A 26,181-nucleotide genomic window follows, 5' to 3' on the forward strand; every position below is an offset into this window, starting at 1 on the left:
CGATGCTGGACTATACACTGGATGATTGGAAATCCCGGGCGGCGGCTCTTTCTTTCCGCAGTCAGGCCTTTATTGACGGCAAGTTCATAGATGCGGCCTCGGGCAGGACATTTGCCAGCGTGAATCCGGCAACGGGCGAGGTGCTGGCGCAGGTTGCCGAATGCGATGAAGAGGACGTGAACAGCGCCGTTGCGGCGGGCCGCAGGGCGTTTGAGGATGGGCGCTGGTCGCGGATAGCGCCGGGGGCCCGCAAGGCAGTGATGCTGAAACTGGCGGACCTGATCCGGGAAAATCTGGAGGAGATGGCGCTGCTGGACAGCCTGGACATGGGCAAGCTGGTGACCGATGCGGCCACCATCGACGCGCCCGGGTCTGCGCATTTCTTCCAGTGGTACGCTGAGGCCATCGACAAGGTCTATGACGAGGTGGCGCCGACCGGGCCCGGCGATCTGGCGTTGGTCAGCCGCGTGCCGTTGGGCGTGGTCGGGGCTGTAACACCCTGGAACTTCCCGCTGGATATGGCGACCTGGAAAGCGGCTGCGGCATTGGCGGCCGGCAACTCGGTTGTTTTGAAACCGGCGGAACAGTCACCTTTGTCGGCGCTGCGGCTGGCGGAACTGGCGGCAGAGGCCGGTGTGCCGGACGGCGTCTTCAACGTGGTGCCGGGCTATGGCGCAACCGCGGGCAAGGCGCTGGGTCTTCATATGGATGTGGACTGCCTTGCCTTCACGGGTTCTACCGCAGTCGGCAAGATGTTCATGCAGTATTCCGGGCAGTCGAACCTGAAGCAGGTCTGGCCCGAAACCGGCGGCAAGAGCCCCAACCTGGTGTTTGCGGATTGCGAGGATCTGGACACGGCTGCCGACATGGCTGCCTTTGGAATCTTCTTCAATCAGGGGGAGGTCTGCTCGGCCAACTCGCGGCTCTATGTGGAGCGCTCGATCAAGGATGCCTTTGTCGAGAAGCTGATTGCCCGCGCCGAGGCGACCCAGCCGGGTGATCCGCTGGATCCGGCCTCGAAAATGGGTGCCATCGTAGATGAGAAGCAGACCGAGGGAATCATGCGCTTTGTCGAGGCAGGCAAAGCCTCGGCCAATCTGGTGGCAGGCGGCGAGCGGGTGACCGTTGATGGCAAGGGCTGTTTCGTGCAGCCGACGATCTTTGACGACGTGAGCCACGACAACCCGCTGGCCAGGGATGAGATCTTTGGCCCGGTGCTGTCGGTCATTCCGTTCGACAGCGAGGAGGAGGCGGTCGCCATGGCCAATGACTCGATCTATGGGCTGGCGGCGTCGGTCTGGACCGACAACCTCAGCCGCGCTTGCCGGGTGGCAGACAAGCTGCAGGTTGGCACCGTTTCGGTCAATACAGTAGACGCTTTGTCAGCTCAGACACCGTTTGGGGGCATGAAACAGTCGGGCTTCGGGCGCGACTTGTCGCTGCACAGCTTGGAAAAATACACTGCACTGAAAACCACTTGGATCAAATACCGGGCTTGATCGGGCCGGTCCTGCTCCGGCATAGTTGCTGACATGCCTTTGCGTTTCACCTTGCGCCAGCTGGAGTATTTCGTCGCCGTCGGCGAGGCCGGGTCCATTGCCCTGGCCTCGGAGAAGGTGAATGTGTCCTCGCCTTCGATCTCTGCAGCGGTGTCGCAGCTGGAAAATGAATTCGGCCTGCAGCTGTTTGTGCGCAAGCACGCGCAGGGCTTGTCGCTGACCCAGGCCGGGCATCAGTTCATGGATCAGGCACGCGCGGTTCTGTATGAGGCCGGGGCGCTCAGCCGGCTGGCGGACAATATCTCGGGCTTCGTGCAGGGGCCCTTGTCGGTGGGATGCCTGCTAACCTTTGCCCAGCTGATTGTGCCGGGCCTGCGCCGCCAGTTCGAGGCGCTCTATCCCGCCGTCACCATAAGCCAGACGGAGCGCGATCAGGCCGGGCTGATCGACCTGATCCGCCAGGCGCGCATTGACGTGGCGCTGACCTATGACCTGAATATCCCTGCGGATCTGACATTCAACGCGCTGGCGGAACTGCCGCCCTATGCCTTGTTGAGCGAGGATCACCCGTTGGCGGACCGCGCAAGTGTCACTGTGGACGACCTGGCTGCGCATCCGATGGTGCTGCTGGATCTGCCGCTGAGTGCCGAGTACTTCCTTTCGTTTTTTGAAGACGCCGGAGTTACACCGCAGATTGCCGAGCGCACCCGCGACATGGCGGTGATGCGCGGGCTGGTGGCAAACGGCTTTGGCTATTCCATTGCCAATATCCGTCCAGTGACAGACATGGCGCCGGACGGGCGCAAACTGAAGTTCGTGCCAATCGAAGGCAAGCTGCGCCCTATGCGGATGGGGCTGCTGACGGCTGAAGGTGCTGAGAACGTTCTAACCGTCAAAACCTTCATCAACTACTGCCAGGAGCGGATCACTGACGGCAGCGTGCCTGGCATCCGCATCGGGGACGGCGGCGGCGCTTAGGCGGCGGCTAATCAATGCTTCCGTAAGCGCAACTTTCGCCTTTGGGCCGGTCCTGTACCTTTGTGGGGCTCTTGCACCGAAGGAGATGGAAATTGCGCGATCCCCGTTATGATATTCTGTTCGAGCCGATGAAGATCGGCCCGCTCACCGCCAAGAACCGCTTTTACCAGGTGCCCCACTGCAACGGCGGCGGCTACCGGGACCCCTCTGCGGCGGCAGCGATGCGGGGCATCAAGGCCGAGGGCGGCTGGGGCGTGATCTTCACCGAACAGTGCGAGATGCATCACACCTCGGAAATCACACCCTTCATCGAACTGCGCCTGTGGGAGGATAAAGACATCCCGCAGCTCAGGAAGATGTCGGAGCGGATGAAGACCCACGGCGCGCTGGCCGGGATCCAGCTGGCCTATTCCGGAATCAACGGCCCGAACCTTTACTCCAAGGAGGTGCCGCTGGCGCCCTCTGCGCTGCCGATCCGCACCTTCACCAATGACCCGGTGCAGGCCCGTGCGCTGGACAGGCAGGATATCAAGGACCTGCGCCGCTGGTTCGTGAATGCGGCGAAACGGTCAAAGGAAGCCGGGTTCGACCTGATCTGCCTGTATGGCGCGCATGGGTTCGGTATCTTCCAGCACTTCCTGAGCCGGGCGACGAACCAGCGGTCGGATGAATACGGCGGCAGTCTGGAGAACCGGGCGCGGTTCAGCCAGGAAGTGATTGCGGACATGCGCGACGCCGTGGGCGATACCATGGCAATCACCCTGCGGGTTTCGCTGGACGAGACCATCGGGGAACTGGGTTTCTCCAACGCCGAGGTGCGCGATTACATCGAGATGAACAAAAACCTGCCGGACCTGTGGGACCTGGCGCAGGGCACTTGGGAGGATTGTTCCGGCCCGTCCCGTTTCAAGGAGGAAGCTGCGCAGGAACAGCTGGTGCGCGGCATTCATGAGCTGACCGATAAGCCCATCGTCGGTGTCGGCCGCTTCACCAGCCCGGATGTGATGGCCAAGATGGTTAAATCCGGCACGCTCGATTTCATCGGCTGTGCGCGGCCTTCGATTGCCGATCCTTTCTTGCCGAAGAAGATCGAGGAAGGCCGGATCGAGGATATCCGTGAATGCATCGGCTGCAACATCTGCATTACCGGCGACATGACCATGTCGATCAGCCGCTGCACCCAAAATCCGACCTTCATGGAGGAATGGCGCAAGGGCTGGCATCCGGAGAAGATGAACACCAAGGGCGAAAGCTCCAACGTGCTGGTTGTCGGCTCAGGCCCGGCAGGCCTGGAAGCCGCCTGGGCGCTGTGCCGCCGCGGCTATGACGTGGCGGTGGCCGAGGCGAAGGACGTGATCGGCGGTCGCGTGACCCGCGAACGCACATTGCCGGGCCTCAATGCCTGGGGCCGTGTGGTGGACTACCGCGACTACCAGCTGAGCCAGCGCCCGAATGTGGAGATCTACCGCGAAAGCCCGCTGGATGCGGACAGCATTCTGGAGTTCGGCTTTGAGAACATCTGTATCGCCACCGGTTCCACCTGGCGCCGGGACGGGGTTTCCCGCCAGCATGTGGTGCCGATGCCGATTGGTGAGGGTGCAAAGGTCTATACCCCCGACGATCTGATGGATGGCACCATCCCCGAAGGCCGCGTGGTGGTCTATGACGACGACCACTATTACATGGGCGGCGTTCTGGCCGAACTGCTGGCCTCCAAAGGTGCGCAGGTAACGCTGGTCACGCCCTCGGCTTTTGTCAGCGACTGGACCAACAACACGCTGGAACAGGTTGCCATTCATCCGCGCCTTGTTGAGGCCGGGGTGGAGATCGTGCTGAACCGCGGGGTGACGGAAATCCACCCGGGCCATGTGGTCAGCAATTGCACTTACACGGACCGCACCTGGAACATCGAGGCGGATGCGGTTGTGATGGTCGCCTCGCGCACCGGCAACGACAGCATCTACGAGGATCTGCGCGCCCGCGAGGCGGAATGGGCGGACGCCGGCATCAAGTCGGTCAAGATCATCGGCGACGCCAGTGCGCCGGGTCCGATTGCCTGGGCGACCTATGCAGGCCACCGCTATGCGCGGGAGCTCGACGGCCCGGATATCGGCGATGCACTGCCTTTCCGCCGCGAGATCACCGAGCTGGCCGTGGACTGACAATGACAGCGACGCTGGACATACTGGAGCGGCTGACCGGGTTCGACACGGTCAGCCGCAATTCCAATTTGGAGCTTGCCGCCTATGCGGAGGGTTTCCTGATTGAGCGCGGATTTGCTGTGATGCGGCTGCCGTCGCCGGATGGCGCCAAGACCGGGCTTTACGCCGAGAAAGGCCCGGCGGGGCAGGGAGTCCTGCTGTCTGCCCACACCGATGTGGTGCCCGTGGATGGGCAGCATTGGACCCGCGACCCCTTCCGGCTGACCCGGGACGGAGACCGCGTCTATGGCCGCGGAACCACTGATATGAAGGGCTATGCCGCCAGTGCTTTGGCGTTGGCAGACCGGGCGGCGAAGGCAGATCTGAAAGAACCGCTGAAGATCGTGCTGTCCTACGACGAGGAGGTCGGCTGTGTCGGGATCCAAGAGATGCTGGAACGCCTGGCGCCGCTGATCGGCCAGCCGCGGGCCTGTTTCGTGGGGGAGCCAACAGGGATGGAAGTCGCCATCGGGCACAAGGGCAAGGCTGCCTTGCGTGCGGTGTGCCATGGTGAAGCCGGCCATTCTGCCCTGGCGCCGAATTTCACCAATGCATTGCACTTGGCCGGGGATTTCTTGGCTGAACTGCGTGCGCTGCAACAGGATTTTGCCGCCAATGGCGCGCGGGATGCGGCGTATGCGGTGCCGTACTCCACCGTGCATGTTGGCAAGATGAACGGCGGCACCGCGCTCAACATCGTGCCGGACCGTGCGGAACTGACATTTGAGTACCGGCATCTGGCGGCCGACCGCGGTGCGGACATTCTGGCCCGCATACAGGCCGCCGCCGAACAGATCAGCAGCCGTTACCCGGTTGAGGCCCGTATCGAGGTGGAGCAGTACAACGCTTATCCCGGCCTGGACGTGCCTGCAGACAGCCCAATCGTCCCTTTTGCGCAGAAACTCGCCCAGAGCAATACCGCCGCCAAGGTCGCCTTTGGCACAGAGGCCGGGTTCTTTGACCAGCTGGGTGTGCCCACTGTGGTCTGCGGTCCGGGCTCGATGGAGGGGCAGGGGCACAAACCTGACGAATATCTGGAGCTGAGCCAGCTTGCCGCCTGCGACGCCATGATGGACCGGATTCTGGACGATTTGACAACTTGAGAAACACGGCACGGCAATGGCCGCCTGACTTGATGCCCCCGGGCGGATCGGCGCGGTAACAATTGCCGAGGCCATTTACCTGGTCGCCCGGCCTGTGTCCGGCCGGCAAGTTTCCGTTCAGCGCGGGGAATTGCGTTGGTGGATAGCTGGTGGTGATCCGGCTGACCGCGTCCCTTGCCATCTTGCGAAACCGGCAGGCCAGAGCTGGGGCAAACCAGCCGCAGCATCTTCTGAAGTTCTTTCTAAGGCACTGGCTGAGCTGCATTTTAAAAGGTTAGGCAGAGACTAACATTTGCTGAGGGAGTCAATTCTTAAAGCAGCCCTCCGCCCTTCTTATGCTGGATTTAACGAAACGCGGCAGAGGGGAGGCGCAAGTGCCTGGCAATAAGACAGATGCGATTGATGTGCGCAATGCAGTCAAACGCTATGGGGACTTCACCGCCCTCAAGCGGATATCGCTGACGATCAAGGACAATGAGTTTTTCACCCTGCTGGGCCCCTCGGGTTGCGGTAAGACCACGCTGTTGCGGATGATCGCCGGGTTCGAGGATGTGACCGAGGGTGAGATCCTGCTTTATGGCGACGAGATTGAAAGCCTGCCGCCGCATCTGCGACCGGTGAACACGGTTTTCCAGAACTACGCGCTGTTCCCGCATATGACCATTCTGGACAATGTCGCCTTTGGCCTGGAAATGCGCGGCAAAACCAAAGCCGCCGCCCGCAAACGGGCAGGTGAGATGCTGGAACTGGTCCAGCTGTCGCAATTCGCTGCCCGCAAACCGTCTCAGCTCTCAGGCGGCCAGCAGCAGCGTGTGGCGCTGGCGCGAGCGCTGGCGCCACAGCCAAAAGTCCTGCTGCTGGATGAGCCGCTGTCGGCGCTCGACCTGAAGCTGCGCAAGGCCATGCAGCTGGAGCTGAAGCACCTGCAACGGGAAACCGGGATCACCTTTATTTTCGTGACCCACGACCAGGAGGAAGCGCTGACCATGTCCGACCGCATCGCGGTGATGTCGGCAGGGAAGATGCAGCAGCTGGGTTCCCCGACCGAAATTTACGAAAGGCCGCGCAACATGTTCGTGGCGGACTTCATCGGCGAAACCAACCTCTTGGAGGTGTCTGTCGATGAGGTCCGCAATGGCCGCGCAGTCTGCCACTTGGGCGGCGGCCATGCACTGACCTGCAATTCGGTTGAGGGCATCGGTGAGGGCGCCAAGGTGCATATGTCGGTGCGGCCCGAGCGGCTGTTCATGTCCGACGTGCCGGTCGAGGCCGAAAGCCTCAAGGGGCGGGTTGCCGAGAACATCTTTGTCGGTACCGACATCAGCACGCTTGTTGATCTGGCAGAGGGGCCGCAGTTCATCGTGCGCACCTCCAATTCCGACCGCGGCAACAAGCGGATCTTTGAGCCGGGCAGCGAGATTTTCGTCAACATGGAGCTGGGGGCCGGGCGCCTCCTGATGGACTGATGGCAGCAGGCGCAGCAAGCGGCGGGTCAGCCCGCGCAGATACATACAAGGACGCCCGCGGCTGGCTGCTGCTGCCGTCCTGGGCGGTGCTCGGCATCTTTGTGCTTGGTCCCGTCTGCATGATGCTGATCTATTCCTTCCTGACCAAGGAATTCCGGGGCGGGGTGATTTGGGAGCCTTCTCTCGCGGCCTATGATCAGTTCTTCTTTGACCGCGGGCTGTTCGGGGATGAGCCGCCCACGATCGAATGGACCTATATCACCATCTTCTGGCGTTCGATCTGGCAGGCCGGCGCTGCGACGCTGCTCAGCCTTCTGATCGGCTTCCCGACCGCCTATTTCATCGCCACGCGGCCGGAACACGTGCGCCCCGTCTGGGTGTTCCTGATCACCATCCCCTATTGGGTGAACCTGCTGATCCGTACTGTCAGCATGAAGTTCCTGCTGCGCGACCAAGGGCCGCTGAATGATTTCCTGATCGGCACCGGGTTGATCGACAATCCCATTCACATCGTCAACACCAACTTTGCGGTGCAGCTGGGCCTGTTCTACTCCTACCTGCCGTTCATGGTACTGCCGGTCTATGCTGCGGTGGAACGCTACAACTTCTCGCTGTCTGAGGCAGCGGCGGATCTTTACGCCAGCAAATGGACCACCCTGCGCCGAATCGTGCTGCCCGCGGTGAAACCGGGTGTGGTGGCGGGCTGCATTCTGGTGTTCGTCCCCTCGATGGGCTCTTTCCTGGCGCCGGATCTGTTGGGCGGCGCCAAGAACTTCATGATCGGCTCCCTGATTGAGGAGCAGTTCAAGGGCAACGCAGGCAACTGGCCGTTCGGTGCCGCCGCCTCGATGATCCTGCTGACCATGGTGCTGATCATCCTGATGTTCTCTGCCCGCCAGCAGGCCAAAGCAGACAAGGCAGGGGGCTGAGCCATGGCGCATGTGAATGAAAATATCAAATCCTACAGGGGCTTCCGCTCCATAACCCTGCTTTGCCTGGTGGTCCTGTACGCGCCGCTGGTGATTGTCACCATCTACAGCTTCAACGCTTCCCAATCGATCACCAACTGGGAGGGGATCAGCCTCCGCTGGTACGCCGATGTGTTCACCGGGCCGGAAAGCGAGAAGTTCAAGGTTGCTGCCTTCAACAGCTTCACCATCGCCATTATCGCGGCCACGGCGAGCACAGCAATTGCGACCCTCGCGGCAACCGCCATGGTCCGGGGCGGCAATTTCAAACTGCGGACCGTGTCTTTCGGCCTGATCTCATTGCCACTGATGGTGCCGGAGATCGTGACCGCCGTTGCCACGCTGATCTTTTTCAACGCGATCGGCTTCACCCGCGGCTACATGACCATTCTGGTGGCCCATATCGCCTTTTGCATCCCGTTTGCCTATCTGCCGATTTCTGCCCGGATGCAGGGGATCGAGGACAGTTTCGAGCAGGCGGCGATGGATCTGTATGCCACCCGGCGGCAGGCCTTCACCAGGATCCTTATGCCGCTGATGGCGCCGGGCATCATCTCCGGCTTCCTCTTGGCCTTCATCGTCAGCTTGGATGACTTCATCATCACCAATTTCGTCAAGGGTGCAGGTGTCGAGACCCTGCCCACCGCGATCTTCGGCTCGGTCAAGCAGGGCATCAAACCCAACATCATGGCGATCTCGACCATGTTGCTGAGCATCTCAATCGTGATGGTCACCATCAGCTACTTCGTCAGCAAATCCGATAACACAAAATGATCCAACCTGGAGGGAAACACATGAAAAACCTGCTGAAATCCAGCTCCGCAGCCCTTGCACTGAGTGTTGCTGCCAACGCCGCCGCCGCCGAGGGCAAACTGGTGCTGTACCATTGGTTCGAATACATGCCGCAGGAGGTGCTGGACAAGTTCACTGCCGAGACCGGCATTGAGGTGACCATGGACACCTACGATTCCAATGAATCGATGCTGGCAACGCTGAAGGCCGGCGGTATTGGCACTTACGATGTGGCTGTACCGGGCGACTACATGGTCAACATCATGGCGGGTGAGGGCCTGCTGGACACCATCGCTGACGGCGAACTGGCAAATAAAGGCAACATCGCCCCGGAATGGGCCGACCCCAGCTTTGACCCGGGCCGCGCCTCCTCGATCCCCTACCAGTGGGGATCCACCTCCTTCGCGGTCAACCGGGACGCCTACAGCGGCGATATCCAGACCACTGCCATTCTGTTTGAGCCCCCGGCAGAGCTGTCGGGCAAGATCAACATGCTGGACAGCCAGGGCGAAGTGATGGCGATGGCCTCTCTGCATATGGGCATCCCGCAGTGCTCCACCGACAGGGAGCAGCTGAAGGCGCTGAATGCCATGCTGCAGGACGCCAAGCAGCATTGGGCGTCTTTCAACTCGGACACCGCCAAAGAGGTTCTGGTGTCAGGCGATGCGGCTGTCGGGCAGATCTACGACGGTTTCGCTGCGAAGGCGCGTGAGGAAGGCGCCAATGTGGAATACGCCTATCCGACCCAGGGCTATGTTGCCTGGATGGACAATGTTGTGCTGCTGAAAGACGCGCCAAACCGGGAAAACGCGCTGAAGTTCATGGATTTCCTGCTGGAGCCTGAAAACATCGCCGCAGTCACGAACTATGCGCAGTATAATGCCGGGGTGACCGGCGTGAGCGAACATCTCGATCCATCGCTGGCCGCGCAGCCGGAAAAGAACCCCCATGCAAATGCGGGTGAGGGCGTGTTCATCGAGGTCTGCAACCAGGAAACCCAAGCGGTCTATGATCAGATCTGGACCAACCTGAAGAAGTGATGCCCCTGTTTACGGCCAAGACAACTGCCCCGGGCCCTGAGTGCCCGGGGCAGCGTGAGCCGTAGATCCTAGCCTGAACCACTGCCTCCGGAGCTGTTTCGCAGACGCTTGGAAAGTGCCTGGCGCCATAGCCAGTCCTGCTCAAGATTTAAATACGACTTTACAATACTTATTTATTGATACATGAATGCGGCGTGCATGTATGGAGAGGTGCCATGAAGGATTCGCCGCACAAGCAGCCTTGGTTGTTCGAGGTGACAGCCGATGAGATCGCCTTGGTTGTCGCCCGTTTTTATTCCCGGGTCCGCGCGGATGCTGTTCTGGGGCCGGTGTTCAATGCCGCGGTCACTGACTGGCCGGAACATGAGGTGCGCATCGCTGCCTTCTGGCGCGGGGCAATCCTGCGCGAGCCTGGATATTCGGGCAATCCGATGCAGGTTCACCTGGCCAATCCGGAGATCCGGCCGGAACATTTCACGATCTGGCTGGCCTTGTTCCGCGACACCGCGGAGCGGGAGCTGAAGCCGGAGACTGCCCAGGCCTTTGCCGCCTTGGCGGACAGGATTGGCAAGGGTTTGTCCTACGGGCTGGAAAACTTCCGGCGCGAGGCGGATGCGCCGCCGGTGCTGACATGACCCGGGGTGCGTGTTGTGCAGAGGATAGCTGACATGCCGGAACCGCTGTACTCCAAGGCCCGGGTCATTTCAGAGCCGCCCGCCCGCGTGGTGCGGCGCTGGCTGGCGGCGGGCTGGACCGATTTGCGCCGCAGCCCCGGGTATTCACTGTTCTACGGCGGCGCTTTGGTGGTGTTGGGCTGGCTGGCAATCTGGCTGCTGGCTGCAACCGGCACCGGCTGGATGCTGCTGCCGCTGCTGGCGGGCGGGGTGCTGGTCGGGCCTGTCGCCACAGTCGGCCTGTTCACGGCGGCCCGCGGGCGGCGCGAGGTGGCCTCGAAAGGTCAGATCGCGCTGGTGGGTGCCATCCTGATGGTGTTTGCCCTGACCTGGATCAGGGCCGCGGCAGTGCTGTTCGCCATCGCCTACGGCCTCAGGCCATTTGCCGGCTTCGTGGAGACGCTGGTGCTGATGATCAGCACGCCGGCGGGCTGGGTGCTGCTGATTTCGGGGTCCTTGACCGGCGGGCTGTTTGCGGCACTGGGGTTTGCGGTCTCGGCCTTCTCCTTGCCGATGTTGGTGGAGCGCCGGATCGACGGTTTCTCTGCCATGGGGCTGAGCTTAAACGCCGCCACGCACAATTTCCGGCTGTCGGTCTGGTGGGGGGCGGCGATCACCCTGCTGACCGGGCTGGGGGTGCTGACAGGACTGCTGGGGCTGGCGGTGATTTTTCCGCTGCTTGGGTACGCAACCTGGCATGCCTACGCAGATCTGTTTCATGGAGGCGGGGATGAGAGCTGACGCCATGAGACCGGGATGCCAGGACAGGTTCCCCTTGAAAATGGAGTGTTCCGATGCTGCGTAGAGTTCCCTTGGAAGACACCGCCATCCTGTGCGCGCTGTGCCTGGTGCTGCTGGGCGGGCTGGCGATCCTGGGCTGGGGCGTGCTGGTTCCCTATGTGCTGCACGGCTGGCTGATCGCGCTGGCAGCGGGTTGGGGCATCCTGTGGATGGTAAACCGTCTGGCTGATGCCCCGGCTCAGGTGCCGCAGGCCTATAGTGACAAGGTGATCCGCTTTGGCGTGGTCGCAGCGCTGATCTGGGGCATCATCGGCTTTGCGGTGGGCGATATCCTGGCCTGGCAACTGGCCATCCCGGCGCTGAACGGCGATATGGCCTGGACCAACTTCGGGCGGCTGCGGCCGGTGCATACCTCTGGCGTGATTTTCGGCTTTGGCGGCAACGCACTGATTGCCACTTCGTTCTATGTGGTGCAGCGCACCTCAAGAGCGCGGCTGGCCAGTGAAACCCTGCCGTGGCTGGTGTTCTGGGGCTACAACCTTTTCCTGGTGCTGGCCGCCTCCGGCTATCCGCTCGGCATCACCCAGTCCAAGGAATACGCCGAGCCCGAATGGTACGCGGACCTGCTCTTGCTGGTGGTGTGGCTGGGGTACCTGGCGCTGTACCTGAAAACACTGGCGCGGCGGGCGGAGCCGCATATCTATGTCGCCAACTGGTACTATCTGGCGTTCATCGTGGTGATTGCGATGCTGCACACGGTGAACAACCTCTCGGTGCCGGTCTCGATCGCCTATCCCAAGAGCTATTCGCTGTTTGCGGGCACCCAGGATGCGATGACGCAGTGGTGGTACGGCCACAACGCGGTTGGCTTCCTGCTGACCGCCGGCTTCCTCGGCATGCTCTATTACTTTCTGCCCAAGGCGGTGAACCGGCCGGTTTATTCCTACCGGATGTCGATTGTCGGCTTTTGGGGAATTACCTTCCTCTATCTCTGGGCCGGGTCGCACCACCTGCATTATACGGCACTGCCGGACTGGGTGCAGTACCTCGGCATGACCATGTCGATCATCCTGCTGGTGCCGAGCTGGGCCTCGGTCTTTAACGGCATCCTGACCATCAACGGCGCCTGGGACAAGGTGCGCACCGATCCGGCAGTACGGTTCATGATGGTTGCGGTGCTGTTCTACGGGCTGGCAACGTTTGAAGGCTCGTTCATGGCGATCCGCCCGGTGAACTCACTCAGCCACTATACCGACTGGACAGTGGGCCATGTGCATGCAGGTGCCTTGGGCTGGGTCGCCTTCGTCACCTTTGGCGCGATGTACAAGATGGTGCCTTGGGTGTGGCAGCGCGAAGGCGTCTACTCCCTGAAGCTGGAGGCCTGGCACTTCTGGCTCGCCCTGTCCGGGACGCTGATCTACGTCGGCGCGATGTGGAACAGCGGCATAACCCAATCGCTGATGTGGCAGACCTATGACGCTGATGGGGCCTTCCTTTACTCCTTCCTCGACAGCGTGGTGGAGATGCATCCCTACTATGCCGCGCGCGCTGTGGGCGGGCTGCTGTATCTGATCGGCGGTTGCATCGGCGCCTACAACATCTGGATGACGGTGAGCGGACCGCGAAAGACTAAAACCCTGCAAGTGGGGCCAATCCCCCGCCAGCCCGCGGAGTGATCAGCCATGAGCACACAGCATCAGAAGCTTGAACGGAATTCCATCGGGTTCGCTTTAGCAATCCTGCTGATGGCCTCGATCGGCGGCATTGTCGAGATCGCGCCGCTGTTCACCATCGAGAATACGGTGGAGGAGGTGGAAGGGATGCGCCCCTATACACCGCTGGAGCTGGCGGGGCGCGACATCTATGTGCGGGAGGGGTGTTATGCCTGCCACAGTCAGATGATCCGCACCCTACGCTCAGACGTGGAACGTTATGGTCATTACAGCCTCGCGGCCGAGAGCATGTACGATCATCCGTTCCAATGGGGTTCAAAGCGCACCGGTCCGGATCTGGCGCGCATCGGCGGCAAGTATTCGGATGCCTGGCATGTGGCCCATTTGGAGGCCCCGCGGGAGCTGGTGGAGGGCTCGGTGATGCCGGGCTATGCCTTCCTGTCGGACACGCGGCTGGCGACCGGCCATCTGCCCGCAGCGTTGAAGGCGTTGAGCCGCGCCGGGGTGCCCTATACCGAAGCCCAGATTGAAAACGCAGAGAAGGACGCGGTCTGGCAGGCGGATTTCGAGCAGACCTACGAAAGCGAGCTGCAAGAGAGCTATGGCGCGAAAGTGCAGGTGCGCGATTTTGACGGCCAGCCCGGGCGGCTGACGGAAATGGATGCGCTGGTCGCCTATCTGCAGATGCTGGGAACGCTTGCAGAGCTGGACACACTGGACCCGGAGGAAAGCAGCCGATGACCCATGATGCCGTTCTTGTGTTCTCCAAGACCTGGGGGGCGGTCTACCTGCTGGTGGTGTTTCTGGCCGCCGTGCTGTGGACCTACTGGCCGTCGCGGCGGCGGATCTACGACGATGCGGCGCAGTCCCCGCTGGACGGGCGGGAGGACCAGCCATGGCAGTAAGGGAAAAGGACCCGGTCTCTGGCACCGAGCTTACCGGCCACGAGTGGGACGGGATCAAGGAAATGGACACGCCGGTGCCCTGGGCCTCCCGCTGGGCGTTGTGGGCCAGCATTGCGGTTTCGGTGCTGTTCTGGCTGCTGTACCCGTCGTTTCCGCTGGTTTCCGGCTATGCCAAGGGGCTGCTGGGCTATTCCACGCGGGCGGAGGTAGCCGCAGCGGTGGATCTGGCTGAAGCAGAGCGGGCGCAGGCCTTTGCGCCGTTCCAATCCGCGGATATTGCGGTGCTTGCGGCGGACCCGGCGCTTGAAGCGCGATATGGTCAGGCGATCGGCAAGCTGTATGCCGACAACTGTGCCGCCTGCCACACGGCAGGGCTGACGGGCCAGGCCGGATTTCCCGATTTGACGGACGGGCATTGGCTGTGGTCCGGCAGTCCGGAGGAGATTGAATACAGCATCCGTTATGGCATTAATGCGGCCCATGATGACACCCGCAGTGCCCAGATGCTGGCCTTTGGCGCCGACGGGATGCTGGAAAAGGCAGAGGTCAAGGAGGCAGTGGATTTTGTGCTGTCGCTTTCGGCGCGCGCGCATGACGCTGAGCTGGCAGAAGCGGGCAGGGTGGTGTTTGAGGACAACTGCGCGGCCTGCCACGGTGATGACGGGCGTGGCGGCTATGAAAACGGTGCGCCTGACCTGGGGGATGACCGGTGGATCTATGGCGGCAGCCGGGACGATATTTACCGCAGTGTTTACTATGGCCGGATGGGCGTCATGCCGGCCTGGGAGGGACGGCTGAGCGATGCCCAAATCCGGATGCTGACCCTGTATGTGCTGTGGAATGGCAATGATGCAGCGGACTGAGAACACACGGTCTGAAGAGAACCCGCGCTTCCGCAGGACGATGTACTTGCTGATACTGGCGCTGCTGGCAGGCTACGCCGGGTTCAAGGCCTGGCATCTGTCCGTGGCGTTTGAAGCCTGGGACGGGCAGGTGCTGGAGGGCTCTGCCTCTGGTGCTGCCAAGTAAAGAGCGGCTGAAGCAGCAAAGGCAGTGCTGACTGCTGCAGCCTATTTCAAGGCTTGCTCCGCCTCCAGCTTTCGGATCAGGTTCTTCATGCCGCGGTTTCCTTCCAGAACATCCTTCAGGGTGCGGCTGTCCAGTGCGGCAAAGAAGGCTTCCTGCGCCTCAGACAGGGTCGGCAGCAGCCCGCAGGCCGGTGTCATCACACAGCAGCCGCCGTCCTCTTTCATGCATTCCACCAGCGGCGTGCCGTGTTCGGATTTTCGCAGCAGGGCGCCGATGGAGATTGCCTCGGGCCGCTTGGCCAGGCGCATGCCGCCGTTGCGGCCGCGGACTGATTCCACATAGCCTTCGTGGGTCAGCCACTGCGAAATCTTGGCAAGGTGATTGAACGGCAGCTGCTGCATCCCGGCAATTTCGCGGGTGGTCATCAGCCCGTCCTCGTGGGTGGCGAGGTGGATCAGGATGCGCAGGGCGTAATCGGAAAACTTGGTGATCTGCATAAGCGTTGATCCCATAATTAATATGCACTGAAAAGACGTATTTTGTTGACATGTATTCGGGTGGCTCAATAATGGGTATTTGAAATACCTATTAAGTGGAGGCGGCGCATGCAGCCAGTTGTTCTAATTATCTCACTGATCCTGATGGCGGCGCTGTCAGCGGTCTTTGTTGCGGCGGCGCGGGCCTCGCGCGGTCCGGCGCCGGGGCCCGGCGCCAGCGCAAAACGCAGCGGGCTGATCTGGGTGATGACGATTTTGGGCGTGATCGTCTCCGTTGCCTCGCTGCGGGAGTGGCCGCATGCACTGGCCGGCACCGGTGATGCGCTGGAGGTGAATGTCAGCGGCGGCCAGTGGTGGTGGGACATCGACACCACGGAAATCCCGGCGGGCAAGCCGGTCAATTTCAACGTCACAACCGAGGACGTTACCCATGGAATGGGCATCTATGACAGCAGCCTCACGCTGCTGACCCAGGTGCAGGCGATCCCCGGCTACACCACGCAGATCACCTACACGTTCGAGGAGCCGGGCCGCTACCAGATCCTGTGCATGGAGTTCTGCGGCGTGGCGCATCACGACATGGTCAATGAATTCGAAGTCATCGCGGCGGAGAGATAAATGAACACAATATCCGAAAATTACGTGCCCGGGCATGCGGCGGCTGCGCCGCAGGCGGGGGCGGTCAAGCTGACGATGGTCCTGTCCGGCGCCGTGTTTGCGCTGATGATGGTCTTCGGCCTCCTCATGCGCGCGGCGCAGGGGCAGTGGATTGATTTGGACGCCGCGCTTTTCTACCAGCTGCTGACGGCACATGGTGCGGGCATGGTGGGCACTGCGGCACTGTCTGGTGCGGCCATCATGTGGTACTTCTGCGGCCGCCATCTGGTGCTGTCAGGCGGCATTTTCTGGGCCTTCCTCGGCCTGTTCCTGCTGGGAGTGGTACTGATCCTTGGCGCCATCTTCATCGGTGGCTACGGTGGCGCCTGGACTTTCTTGTTCCCTCTGCCCGCTCTCTCCGGCGGTGCTTGGGAGGCGGGAGCAGCCGCGGCCTTCATGCTGGGCTATACCGCTATCGGGGTGGGCTTTCTGCTGTATTACCTGGAGCTGGGCCGCCGGATCCATGCGCGCTATGGCAGCCTGGTACGGGCGCTGGGCTGGAATCTGATCCTGGGGCGCGAGGATAATGATCCGCCGCCGCCCGCAATCGTAGCTGCTGCCGCTGTGACCATTTTCAATTCGATCGGGATTATCCTGGGAGCGGCGGTTCTGGTGGCGAGCCTTGTGCATCTGCTGGTGCCGGGGTTTGAGGTTGATGCGCTCTTGGCCAAGAACCTGATCTACTTCTTCGGCCATGTCTTCATCAACGCCTCGATCTATATGGCAGTGACAGCTGTTTACGAGATCCTGCCGGAATACACCGGCAAGCCGTGGAAATCGAACCGGCTGTTTGCAATTGCCTGGAATGCGGTGCTGATCTTTGTGATGGCGGTCTACTGGCACCACCTGCTGCAGGATGTGGTGATGCCGCCCTGGATGCTGGTTGTGGGGCAGCTGGTCTCCTACTTCAGCGGCATTCCCCTGATTGCTGTCACCGCCTTTTCGACCTTTCTCTATGTGCGCGGCTCCAGGATGACCTGGGATCTGGCGTCGTCGCTTCTGGTTCTGTCAGTCGCAGGCTGGTCGGTGGGGTCGATTCCGGCCTCCATTGACGGGATGATCAGCGTCAACAAGGTGATGCACAACACCATGTGGGTGCCGGGGCATTTCCACACTTACCTTCTGCTGGGCGAGGTGGTGATGGCCTTTGGTTTCATGGCCTGGCTGGTGCGCGGCAAGACCATCTCGCAGATGGACGGTTTGGACCGGGCAGCCTTTGTGACCTACCTGGCGGGTGCCGCTGGGTTCGTGACGGTGTTCCTGTTCTCCGGTGCGGCCTCGATCCCGCGGCGCTGGGCGGTGCATTATGAGGAATGGCTGGCCCACGACCGCATTGGCACCCTGTTCGGCGGGCTGGTTGTGCTGGGGACGCTGGTCTTTGTCCTGCGCTTTGCTGCGCGGCTCGGGCGGCGCGAAGGCTGATGGCGGCCCGCTTTCTCCCTTCGGTTCTCGCCGCCGTGGCCGGCGGCGGGATCCTGTGGCTGGCCACAGACGGGGCCCGGGCCTTTACTAGCGAAGCGGCGCGGCGGCTGGATGTTCTGCAGTCGCCTCGCAAAGTGCCCGAAGTGCTTCTGGAGGATATGGCCAGCAGGCCGGTGCCATTGCTGCCGCAAGCGGGAGAGGTTGTTCTGGTCGAATTCATCTACACCGTCTGCGGCGACATCTGCCAGATCGCCGCAGCCGATTTTGCAGAGATCCGCGACCGCCTGCAGGGGCAAGGGGTGCAGGTCCGGCTGCTGTCAGTCAGCTTCGACCCGGAACGCGACACGCCGGAGCAGATGGCGATTTATGGCGATGCGCATGAGGCCGACGGCATTATGTGGACCATCGCACGGCCGGAGCAGAAGGATCTTTCAGGCTTATTGAAGCTGTTTGATGTGACGGTCATTCCGGACGAATGGGAAGGGTTTCAGCATAACGCAGCGATCCATGTGATCAGCAGCGATGGCCGGTTTTCAGCGGTCTATGACACGGATGCTGTGGAGGCAGTGGTTGCCTATCTTGGGGAGGCGCAGCCATGAAGATGACCGTCCTGGCCCTGCTTGCCGCAGCTGAGGCCATTGCCCTGCGTCAGGCAGCAGAGGCCAGCCCGGTCCAGCATGTGCTGGTCCAGATGCCCTTGCTGGTGCTGGCGGGTGTGCTCATCAGCTGGGATATGCGCGGGCGGCGGCGTGTTTGGGCGGTTCCGCTGCTGCTGACCGCACTGACGGCCTTTCTGTTCTGGATGCTGCCGCGCAGTGTGGACTGGGCGCTGACGCCAGCCGGCGAGACCGCCAAATACCTGAGCCTGCCTTTGCTGCTTGGCGTGCCGCTGCGGCTGAGCTGGCCGTGGCTGGCTCCCGTTCTGCGCGGCTTTCTCAAGGCCAATGTGCTGTCGATGCTGGGGGTTTTGGGGTTCCTTTACACTCATGCCCCCTTGCGGATCTGCAATTCCTACCTGGTGTCTGCCCAGCAGGATCTGGGATTTGCCTTTCTTCAGCTTGCCGTGGTGCTGGCCTGCATTTGGGCTGTCCCGGTTTTGTTCGGACATCCGCGCTGGCTGCCGTCAGGCAGCGCCGGATGTTCCAAATGCGGAGCATGACGTGACATGACCTATGCCGAGACGGTCCTGAACTTTGCATATCTGGCCCGGCAGAAAAGCCTCCACCTGCGCACGGATCCGCTGGCCTTCCTGATCCTGGCGCTGAAGGCAGGTGCCTTTGTCGGGGCCGGAATTCTCCTGATCTTTTCGGTGGGGCAGGGCGTGGAGGGGGCTTTCCGCCCGATTGTCATGGGCGCAAGTTTCGGTATCGCGCTGACGCTGGTGGTTTTCGCCGGTGCTGAGCTGTTCACCGGCCACACCATGTACATGACGCAGGGCCTGCTGACCGGCCAGACTTGCCTCAGCGACCTGCTGCGCTGCTGGGCGGCCAGCTGGGGCGGCAACCTGGCCGGGGCGCTGCTGCTGGCGGCCGTGTTCACTGCAGGCGGCAGCGGGCTGATCCTGGGCGCAGGCGAGGATGCACTGCTGTACAAGGTGGCAGCGAAGAAAATGCATGGTTCTGCGCTGCAGCTGTTCGCCAAGGCTGTGCTTTGCAACTGGCTGGTGTGTCTGGCCTTGTGGTGTGCGGCACGGGCCAAAGACGACGTGAGCAAATGCATTATCGTCTTTTGGTGCCTCTATGCTTTCATCGCGGCCGGTTTCGAACACAGCATTGCCAATATGACGGTGTTCTCGGTGGCGCTGATGTCAGACCATCCGGACAGCATCACAATTACCGGTGCTGCCCGCAATCTGACCTTCGTCACCCTTGGCAACACCTTTGCCGGGGCTGTGATTATGGGGTGGGGGTACTGGCGTGCAGCCTCTCGTCCGAAGGTCGAAGCCGCTGTTAGGTGCGGCTCTGCATCAAGCTCAGGCTGAATTGGCAAAAGGTAAAAATTCTAAGCGCGTTCCGGCGTGAATACGGGAGCCTCTCAGACCTTTACCGGTGGTGGAAATCGGCAGAGAACGGGCTGGAGCTGTAAGGTAATGCTATTTCAAAAAGCATTCTGAATGACGCTCAGTGGTGCATATCTTTTGGGGAAAAGTGGCAGCCCGTAGGGGAATCGAACCCCTCTTTCCAGGTTGAAAACCTGGCGTCCTAACCGATAGACGAACGGGCCACTCTGTGTGTGAGCGGGTATTTAGTTGTAAGCGCCGGAACCCGCAAGAGAAAAAATAAGCCTTTGTGAAATTTCTTATCCACAGGCGGCAAGCCTTTGAAAAATCAGGCTTCAGCGGCATCTTCCAGGCGGAGCTGCGGGCTTTGGCGGCCGCCCCAGGTGTTGATTTCCAGCCGTCCGGCAAAGTGAAAGCGCGCACCGCCGTGGTCCAGCAGCCGCGGGCCCAATGCGGTGTCAAATGCGCCAAAGCAAATTGCGTCGACGCCGCCGCCCATACCGTCGCTAAGGGACAGTTTCAGGTGGCTTTCACCCACTTTCTTGGCAAAGCGCACCTGCAGGTCCGGCAGCGCATAGCGCGGGGCGGGGGCGCCGGCGCCGAACGGGCCTGCCTGCTCAATCTGTTCAATCAGATCCACGCTGGCAGCCCCTGGCATCAGGGCGCCGTCCAGTTTCAGATCTGCGGGGCCGCCTTCTCCTGCGCCCTGTTTTGCAAGGAGCTCGCTCAGACGCTTCATCGCGGGTTCCAGCTTGTCACGCATCACGGTGAGGCCCGCCGCCATCTTGTGGCCGCCGCCCTTGACCAGCAGCCCTTCTGCGACCAGCCGCTGGATGGAGGCGCCGAGGTCGACACCTGAAACCGATCGGCCAGAGCCCTTGCCCTCTTCACCGTCGAAGCCGATCACGACGGCAGGCCGGTTGGCGGCTTCTTTCAGGCGGGAGGCGACGATGCCGACCACGCCCGGGTGCCAGCCTTCGCCTGCCGCCCAAACCAGCGGGGCCTCCAGACCGCGCTCTTCCGCCTGCTCCAGCGCTGCGGCGCGCACGGCGTTCTCGATGTCGCGGCGTTCGGTGTTCAGCTGGTCCAGCCGTTCCGCCAGGGCGGCAGCTTCATGCGGATCGTTTGTGGACAGCAGCCGGGCACCCAAATCCGCCTTGCCGATGCGCCCGCCTGCATTCACCCGCGGTCCCAGCATGAACCCCAGGTGGTAGGTTGAGGGGGCCGAATCCATGCGCGACACATCTGCCAGCGCCACCAGGCCGGGCCGGTTGCGCGCACCCATCACCTTGAGGCCTTGGCGCACCAGCGCCCGGTTGGCGCCGATCAGCGGTGCAACATCCGCCACGGTGGCCAGTGCCACCAGATCCAGCAGCGACATCAAGTCCGGACCCTTGGCCCCTGCTTCGCGCAGCTGGCGGCCTGCTTCGACCAGCATCAGGAAGATCACGCCCGCTGCACAGAAATAACCCAGATCCCCGCTTTCGTCCTGCCGGTTGGGGTTCACCACTGCCACACAGTCCGGCAGCGTCTCGCCGCCCAGGTGGTGGTCAAGCACGATCACGTCAGCGCCCTTGGCGGCCGCAATCGGCTCATGGCTCAAGGTGCCACAGTCCACGCAGATAATCAGGTCATGCGCGGCGGCCAGTTCCTGCATTGCAGGCACATTGGGGCCATAGCCCTCGTCAATTCGGTCGGGGATATAGAGCGTCGCCTGCAGTCCCATCTGCCGCAGCCAGACCAGGAGCAGCGCGGCTGAGCTGCCGCCGTCGACGTCATAATCAGCAAAAACCGCAATCCGCTGCTTGTGCTGGACCGCTTCCAGGAACCGGGTAGCGGCGGCCTCCATGTCCTTCATCTCGCGCGGGTCGGGCAGCAGTTCTTTCAGCTTCGGTTCCAGAAAGCCCTTGGCCTCCATCGCCGGCACGCCGCGCCGTGCCAGCACCTGGCATACAGAGCGGGGCAGGCCGGTCTGCTGCGCCATCATTTCGGAGGCACGGTCCACCTCAACCCCGGGGCCCACCCAGCGGCGTCCGGTCAAGGACTGCTCTACACCCAAAAAGTTCATGTGTCTCACCCGTAAGCAAAGGCCGGACCCAATTGGATCCGGCCCTTTCATCTTTCCTCAAATACTCCCGCCGGAGGCCGCGGCGCAAGCCGCTTCGCGGGCGCAGGGCACGCTCACTTCTGGTGCGGTTCCAGCGGCGTGCGGTAGGACATGCGGCGCACCGAGCCGGTCTTGGAACGCATCAGGAGCGTAGTGGTCTCAACCCAGCCCGGGGTGCGTTTGATCGCAGGCAGCAGCGAGCCGCCGGTTACGCCGGTGGCAGCAAAGATTACGTCCTGGGTGACCATTTCGTCGCGTGTGTAGATGCGGTCCAGATCGGTGATGCCGGCCTTGGCGGCGCGGCCCTTTTCATCGTCGTTGCGGAACAGCAGGCGGCCGAAGATCTGGCCGCCCATGCATTTCAGCGCGGCCGCGGCCAGAACACCCTCAGGAGCGCCGCCCTGGCCCATGTACATATCGATGCCGGTGACATCGCTTTCGGCGCAATGCATGACGCCTGCCACGTCGCCGTCGGTGATCAGGCGGATGGCGGCACCGGTCTCACGCACTTCGGCGATCATCGCCTCGTGGCGCGGACGCTCCAAGATGCAGACGGTGATATCGGAGGGGGCGCAGCCCTTGGCGGCAGCCAGCGCCTCAACCCGCTCACGCGGGGACATGTCCAGCGAGACGACGCCTTCGGCGTAACCCGGGCCGATTGCCAGCTTGTCCATATAAGTATCCGGCGCGTGCAGCATGGAGCCGCGCGGGCCCATGGCGATCACGGTCAGCGCGTTCGGCATGTCCTTGGCAGTCAGCGTGGTGCCTTCCAGCGGGTCCAGCGCGATGTCGACGCCGGGACCTTTGCCGGTGCCGACTTCCTCGCCGATGTACAGCATCGGTGCTTCGTCGCGCTCGCCTTCACCGATTACCACGACGCCTGCGATATCCAGCAGGTTCAGCTGCTCGCGCATCGCGTTGACCGCGGCCTGGTCGGCGGCCTTTTCGTCGCCGCGGCCGATCAGCGAGGCAGAGGCCAGCGCGGCTTGTTCAGCAACGCGGGCGAGGCCCAGCGACAGCATGCGGTCATGAAAAGGCGCGTCAGAGGTGTTCGAAGTCATACCGGAAATCCTGTCTCAACGGGTCAGAAGTGAATGGGCGTTTCAAGCCGAATAGCGCGGGGCGGGGCTGGCTCGCAAGAGGCGATAGGGGGCACGGCGGCAGGAAATCCCAGCCGCAGCGCTGTAAACTGCCATTTTTTGCCGGTTTCGGCCGGCTCAGACCTCTTCGATGCGCAGTGCAACGGGGGTGCCGTCGACCACGTCGGTGGCGGTGAGACCTTCCAGTGCAACGTCAAGAGTGGCGCGGGTGCATTTGTGGGTGACGAACAGCACCGGTGCCACCGGCGCCTTGTGGCTGTACTGGCGCATGCGGTCGATGGACACGCCGGCCTCGCCCAATATCGCGGCCACTTTGGCAAGTGCACCCGGTTTGTCCAGCAGGCCCATGCGCAGATAGAAGGGGGCGGGCAGGCCGGTTTGGGCGGCGGGCACGTCCTGCAAGGTGCTGGCGGGCTGGCCAAAGGTGGCAATGCGCAGGCCGCGGGCGAGGTCTAGGATATCGCCCATTACCGCGCTGGCGGTCGGGCCTTCGCCGGCGCCGGGGCCGCGCAGCACAACCTGCTCAATCGAGTCGCCCTCGATCACCACCATGTTGGTACCGCCTTCCAGCTGGCCCAGCGGCGAATTGTCGGGCACCAGGCAGGGCGACATGCGCTGCTCCAAACCGCGGGCGGTGCGCTGAGCCACGCCCAGCAGTTTGATGCGGTAGCCCATGTCTGCAGCAGCGCGGATGTCGTCCAGCTGAATGCGCTGGATGCCTTCCAGCTCCACCTTTTCAAAGGCCGGCTTGGTGCCGAAAGCAATGGAGGCCAGCAGCGCCAGCTTGTGGCCCGCGTCGATGCCGCCCACGTCCAGGTTCGGGTCGGCCTCCAGATAGCCCAGGCGGCCGCACTCCTCAAACAGGGCGTTGTAGCCCTGACCTGTGGCCTCCATCTGGGTAAGGATGTAATTGCAGGTACCGTTCATCACCCCCATGACGCGGGTGATTTCGTTGCCGGCCAGCCCTTCGGTCAGGGATTTGATCACCGGGATGCCGCCCGCAACCGCAGCCTCGAAGCGGATTACCCGGTCTGCAGACTCAGCCTGTTCCGCCAGCTCCTGGCCGTGGATGGCCAGCAATGCTTTGTTCGCAGTGACCACATCCTTGCCGGCCGCCAGGGCGGCTTCGGTCGCAGCTTTGGCCGCACCTTCGTGGCCGCCCATCAGCTCGACAAACACGTCAACGTCGCCGCGCACGGCCAGCGCCACCGGATCGGTCTCCCAGGCGTAGTCCTTGAGCGCCACGCCGCGGTCCTTGTTCGGATCGCGGGCCGAAACGGCGGAGATGACGACAGGGCGCCCGGTACGCGCCTCCAGCAGCGCTGCGTGGCGGCGGATGATCTTCACCACGCCGATGCCGACGGTGCCCAAGCCTGCGATCCCTAGGCGTAGCGGTTCTGTCATGGCTGGAGGTCCTTTGTCCGAAACTTGTCCGCACCGCCTTAGCGGGTTCGGCGCAGGCGTGCAACGCCGCCGCGGAACAAGGCACGGCAGTGCGGGCAGGAATACCGCGGAGGGGTCAGAGTTCGGCGTTTTTGACGGCTTCAGCGCGGCGTTTCAGGCGGTCGCTTCGGGCATCCAGTTCTTCCTGCAGATCCTGGCTGGCCTGTTGCGGCGGATCCAGCGGTTCCAGCGCGTCATCCAGCGGCAGGAGGTCGGGGTAGTCCGCACCGCGCAGATCCGGGGTCAGCCGGTCCTCCAGCTCTGGCACCCGGGTGCAGGCGGCTGCTGCCGTCACGGCCAGAAAAAATGCGATCCGTGTCCAAAACTGCATTGCCCAAACCCCATGCTCTGCTGGACCGGTTTTAGGAGGTCCGGCGGGCTGGCACAATTGAATTTCCGCGGCGGTTGGGGGATGTTCCTGCAGCCGCGGGCTGATAGAGGCTTGGGGCTGCGGCATTCGCTCTTTTTTCTGAACGTTCGTTCAGTTATTGTCGCCACATGGCACGCACCCAAGGTTCCCACTCCGATATCACCGGCCCCCGCATCCGCGAGGCGGCCCTGCGGCTGTTTGCGCAGCATGGCTATGCCGCCGTCTCGATGCGCCAGATCGCCAAGGAGGTCGGCGTGCAGGCGGGCGCCCTGTACAATTACACGCCGGACAAGCAGAGCCTGCTATTCAACTTGATGGCGGGCCATATGGCAGAGCTGCAGGCGGCCTGGGATTCGGTGCCGCAGGCGGACAGTGCGCTGGAACGGCTGCGCGCCTTCACCGGCTTTCACATCCGCTTTCACCTGGAGCGTCCGGATGCGGTGTTCATCGCCTATATGGAGCTGCGCAACCTGACGGAGGAGAATTTCACCGTCATCGAATCGCTGCGCCGGGACTACGAGAACGGCGTGGAAGGGATCCTGAAACAAGGGGTCGAGCAGGGCGTGTTCGCCATTCCCGACACCAAGATCGCAACACTGGCGGTGATTGCGATGCTGAACGGCGTCAACACTTGGTACCGCTCAGAGGGGCGGCTGTCGCTGGACGAGGTGGAGCGGGTCTATTGGGGCATGGTGCAGAAGGCGGTCAGCACGTGAGCTTGCTGAGTTTGACGACCAAGCGGTTGAAGGCAGCGCCTTGGCAAGATCTGACAGCGGCGGAGCTGGCGGGCTTGTTTGCGCCGAAAGTGGTGCAATGGCTGCCGGACGGGTTTCTGGCACAGGGCAGCGATCAGAGCCGCCGCGAATTCCTGGCGGCTGTGTCGCAGCAAGCCGAAGTGGCGGCCCTTCGCAGTACAGCGGATGAGGGCATCGGGCTGATCATCCTGTCCATTCCGAAAGCGGGCAGCAGCATCCGGAACCTGGGATATCTCTTTACCGAAGCCGCCTGGGGGCAGGGGCTGGCGAGCGAACTGATCGGCGGATTGCAGGCGCATTTCGGCGGCAGCGGCGTTACTTTGTCGGGCGGGGTGATGCAGGAAAACGCCGCCTCAGCCCGGGTGCTGGAGAAAGCCGGTTTCACTCCGTCGGCCGAAGGGGATGAGATCATCTACAGCTGGACTGCCGGCGGCTGACGATCAGTCAGCTCAGCAGCCCGATCATGTCGTAGTGGTCGATCTGACGGCTCAGCACCATCGGATCCTCCTCAGGCAGCACATGGGGCTGTTCCCAGTCCTCGCCGGCAAAGGCCTTCAGTGCCTCGACGCTTTCCCAGACCATCACCACGCAGAATGTGGCAGGGGATTCGGGCCGCGGCAGCCCTGCGGTGACCGACACAAGTCCGCGCTGGCGGCGCACATGCGGCACCGCGGTATCGGTCAGAAAGGTCTTGAAGTCCTGGATCTTGTCGTCGCGGACGGTGGCACGGAATACCCGGATAATCATCACTCTCCCCATCAC

28 protein-coding genes and 1 tRNA gene are annotated in these 26,181 nt (G+C 62.3%); 22 read left to right on the plus strand and 7 right to left on the minus strand.

Translation table 11 applies throughout. The features are described 5' to 3' along the window. Positions 1-2 precede the first annotated feature (2 nt). The 15 genes from RA26_RS12620 (at position 3) to RA26_RS23355 (ending at position 15,069) form a co-directional block, all read left to right on the plus strand. Positions 3-1,499, plus strand: coding sequence for an aldehyde dehydrogenase (locus RA26_RS12620; RefSeq protein WP_039184110.1), 1,497 nt, complete (start codon positions 3-5; stop codon positions 1,497-1,499). 33 nt (positions 1,500-1,532) lie between these two features. Beyond that, entirely contained in the window at positions 1,533-2,477 is a 945-nt protein-coding gene (locus RA26_RS12625) for a LysR family transcriptional regulator (RefSeq protein WP_039184111.1), read from the plus strand. Between the two features lie 92 nt (positions 2,478-2,569). Then, a complete protein-coding gene (locus RA26_RS12630; protein ID WP_039184112.1) occupies positions 2,570-4,639 on the plus strand; it encodes an oxidoreductase in 2,070 nt (689 codons plus the stop codon). 2 nt (positions 4,640-4,641) lie between these two features. After that, on the plus strand, positions 4,642-5,781 hold the full coding sequence (argE, locus tag RA26_RS12635; RefSeq protein WP_039184113.1) for an acetylornithine deacetylase: 1,140 nt from the start codon (positions 4,642-4,644) through the stop codon (positions 5,779-5,781). A gap of 335 nt (positions 5,782-6,116) precedes the next feature. Beyond that, positions 6,117-7,247 (plus strand): ABC transporter ATP-binding protein, encoded by a 1,131-nt coding sequence (locus RA26_RS12640; protein ID WP_052272408.1) that lies wholly within the window; start codon positions 6,117-6,119, stop codon positions 7,245-7,247. Continuing rightward, positions 7,247-8,176 carry an ABC transporter permease gene (locus RA26_RS12645; protein WP_039184116.1) on the plus strand — a complete coding sequence of 310 codons (930 nt, stop codon included), beginning with the start codon at positions 7,247-7,249 and terminating at the stop codon, positions 8,174-8,176. Before RA26_RS12640 ends, RA26_RS12645 begins: the two co-directional genes overlap by 1 nt. A gap of 3 nt (positions 8,177-8,179) precedes the next feature. Continuing rightward, positions 8,180-8,989, plus strand: a complete 810-nt coding sequence (locus RA26_RS12650; protein ID WP_039184117.1) for an ABC transporter permease — start codon at positions 8,180-8,182, stop codon at positions 8,987-8,989. A 20-nt stretch (positions 8,990-9,009) separates the two neighbouring features. Then, positions 9,010-10,047 carry an extracellular solute-binding protein gene (locus RA26_RS12655; protein WP_039184118.1) on the plus strand — a complete coding sequence of 346 codons (1,038 nt, stop codon included), beginning with the start codon at positions 9,010-9,012 and terminating at the stop codon, positions 10,045-10,047. Between the two features lie 215 nt (positions 10,048-10,262). Beyond that, positions 10,263-10,682: a group III truncated hemoglobin gene (locus tag RA26_RS12660; RefSeq protein ID WP_039184119.1), complete on the plus strand. Its 420-nt coding sequence runs from the start codon at positions 10,263-10,265 to the stop codon at positions 10,680-10,682. Between the two features lie 33 nt (positions 10,683-10,715). After that, positions 10,716-11,462: a DUF2189 domain-containing protein gene (locus RA26_RS12665; protein ID WP_039184120.1), complete on the plus strand. Its 747-nt coding sequence runs from the start codon at positions 10,716-10,718 to the stop codon at positions 11,460-11,462. 53 nt (positions 11,463-11,515) lie between these two features. Next, complete coding sequence (gene ccoN, locus RA26_RS12670; protein WP_039184121.1) at positions 11,516-13,138, plus strand: cytochrome-c oxidase, cbb3-type subunit I; 1,623 nt, start codon at positions 11,516-11,518, stop codon at positions 13,136-13,138. A 6-nt stretch (positions 13,139-13,144) separates the two neighbouring features. Further along, positions 13,145-13,876, plus strand: a complete 732-nt coding sequence (ccoO, locus tag RA26_RS12675; protein WP_039184122.1) for a cytochrome-c oxidase, cbb3-type subunit II — start codon at positions 13,145-13,147, stop codon at positions 13,874-13,876. After that, on the plus strand, positions 13,873-14,040 hold the full coding sequence (locus tag RA26_RS12680; RefSeq protein WP_039174659.1) for a cbb3-type cytochrome c oxidase subunit 3: 168 nt from the start codon (positions 13,873-13,875) through the stop codon (positions 14,038-14,040). The genes ccoO and RA26_RS12680 overlap by 4 nt, the downstream gene beginning before the upstream one ends. Then, positions 14,031-14,903 (plus strand): cytochrome-c oxidase, cbb3-type subunit III, encoded by an 873-nt coding sequence (gene ccoP / locus RA26_RS12685; RefSeq protein ID WP_039184123.1) that lies wholly within the window; start codon positions 14,031-14,033, stop codon positions 14,901-14,903. The genes RA26_RS12680 and ccoP overlap by 10 nt, the downstream gene beginning before the upstream one ends. A 40-nt stretch (positions 14,904-14,943) precedes the next feature. Continuing rightward, positions 14,944-15,069: a hypothetical protein gene (locus tag RA26_RS23355; RefSeq protein ID WP_275041640.1), complete on the plus strand. Its 126-nt coding sequence runs from the start codon at positions 14,944-14,946 to the stop codon at positions 15,067-15,069. A gap of 41 nt (positions 15,070-15,110) precedes the next feature. On the opposite strand, the gene RA26_RS12690 is transcribed toward RA26_RS23355, so the two are convergent. Next, positions 15,111-15,581 (minus strand): RrF2 family transcriptional regulator, encoded by a 471-nt coding sequence (locus RA26_RS12690; protein ID WP_241482642.1) that lies wholly within the window; start codon positions 15,579-15,581, stop codon positions 15,111-15,113. A 93-nt stretch (positions 15,582-15,674) separates the two neighbouring features. Between RA26_RS12690 and RA26_RS12695 the strand changes: the two genes are divergently transcribed. From RA26_RS12695 to RA26_RS12715, 5 genes are read left to right on the plus strand one after another with little or no spacing between them, the layout of a single operon-like run. Continuing rightward, positions 15,675-16,184: a cytochrome c oxidase subunit I gene (locus RA26_RS12695; protein ID WP_039184125.1), complete on the plus strand. Its 510-nt coding sequence runs from the start codon at positions 15,675-15,677 to the stop codon at positions 16,182-16,184. Further along, positions 16,185-17,645, plus strand: coding sequence for a cbb3-type cytochrome c oxidase subunit I (locus tag RA26_RS12700; protein WP_039184126.1), 1,461 nt, complete (start codon positions 16,185-16,187; stop codon positions 17,643-17,645). Beyond that, on the plus strand, positions 17,645-18,244 hold the full coding sequence (locus tag RA26_RS12705) for an SCO family protein (RefSeq protein WP_039184127.1): 600 nt from the start codon (positions 17,645-17,647) through the stop codon (positions 18,242-18,244). Before RA26_RS12700 ends, RA26_RS12705 begins: the two co-directional genes overlap by 1 nt. Further along, positions 18,241-18,804, plus strand: a complete 564-nt coding sequence (locus RA26_RS12710; RefSeq protein WP_039184128.1) for a hypothetical protein — start codon at positions 18,241-18,243, stop codon at positions 18,802-18,804. The genes RA26_RS12705 and RA26_RS12710 overlap by 4 nt, the downstream gene beginning before the upstream one ends. Before the next feature lie 6 nt (positions 18,805-18,810). Continuing rightward, complete coding sequence (locus RA26_RS12715) at positions 18,811-19,626, plus strand: formate/nitrite transporter family protein (protein ID WP_039184129.1); 816 nt, start codon at positions 18,811-18,813, stop codon at positions 19,624-19,626. A 167-nt stretch (positions 19,627-19,793) separates the two neighbouring features. Here RA26_RS12715 and RA26_RS12720 read toward each other — a convergent pair. The 5 genes from RA26_RS12720 to RA26_RS12740 form a co-directional block, all read right to left on the minus strand. Beyond that, positions 19,794-19,868: transfer RNA gene (locus RA26_RS12720), tRNA-Glu, on the minus strand. A 104-nt stretch (positions 19,869-19,972) separates the two neighbouring features. After that, a complete protein-coding gene (gene recJ / locus RA26_RS12725) occupies positions 19,973-21,712 on the minus strand; it encodes a single-stranded-DNA-specific exonuclease RecJ (RefSeq protein WP_039184131.1) in 1,740 nt (579 codons plus the stop codon). 113 nt (positions 21,713-21,825) lie between these two features. Then, complete coding sequence (gene glpX, locus RA26_RS12730) at positions 21,826-22,812, minus strand: class II fructose-bisphosphatase (protein ID WP_039184133.1); 987 nt, start codon at positions 22,810-22,812, stop codon at positions 21,826-21,828. 156 nt (positions 22,813-22,968) lie between these two features. Beyond that, positions 22,969-24,255: a homoserine dehydrogenase gene (locus RA26_RS12735; protein WP_039184134.1), complete on the minus strand. Its 1,287-nt coding sequence runs from the start codon at positions 24,253-24,255 to the stop codon at positions 22,969-22,971. Between the two features lie 115 nt (positions 24,256-24,370). Beyond that, positions 24,371-24,625, minus strand: coding sequence for a hypothetical protein (locus RA26_RS12740; RefSeq protein WP_039184135.1), 255 nt, complete (start codon positions 24,623-24,625; stop codon positions 24,371-24,373). 167 nt (positions 24,626-24,792) lie between these two features. On the opposite strand from RA26_RS12740, the gene RA26_RS12745 reads away from it, so the two are divergent. Both RA26_RS12745 and RA26_RS12750 read left to right on the plus strand, forming a co-directional pair. After that, positions 24,793-25,380, plus strand: a complete 588-nt coding sequence (locus tag RA26_RS12745; protein WP_039184136.1) for a TetR/AcrR family transcriptional regulator — start codon at positions 24,793-24,795, stop codon at positions 25,378-25,380. Continuing rightward, positions 25,377-25,856: a GNAT family N-acetyltransferase gene (locus tag RA26_RS12750; RefSeq protein WP_039184137.1), complete on the plus strand. Its 480-nt coding sequence runs from the start codon at positions 25,377-25,379 to the stop codon at positions 25,854-25,856. The genes RA26_RS12745 and RA26_RS12750 overlap by 4 nt, the downstream gene beginning before the upstream one ends. 7 nt (positions 25,857-25,863) lie before the next feature. On the opposite strand, the gene RA26_RS12755 is transcribed toward RA26_RS12750, so the two are convergent. After that, entirely contained in the window at positions 25,864-26,166 is a 303-nt protein-coding gene (locus RA26_RS12755; RefSeq protein WP_039184138.1) for an antibiotic biosynthesis monooxygenase family protein, read from the minus strand. Between the last annotated feature and the right edge of the window lie 15 nt (positions 26,167-26,181).

It is taken from the genome of Leisingera sp. ANG-M7, from assembly GCF_000813965.1.
Lineage (GTDB): Bacteria > Pseudomonadota > Alphaproteobacteria > Rhodobacterales > Rhodobacteraceae > Leisingera.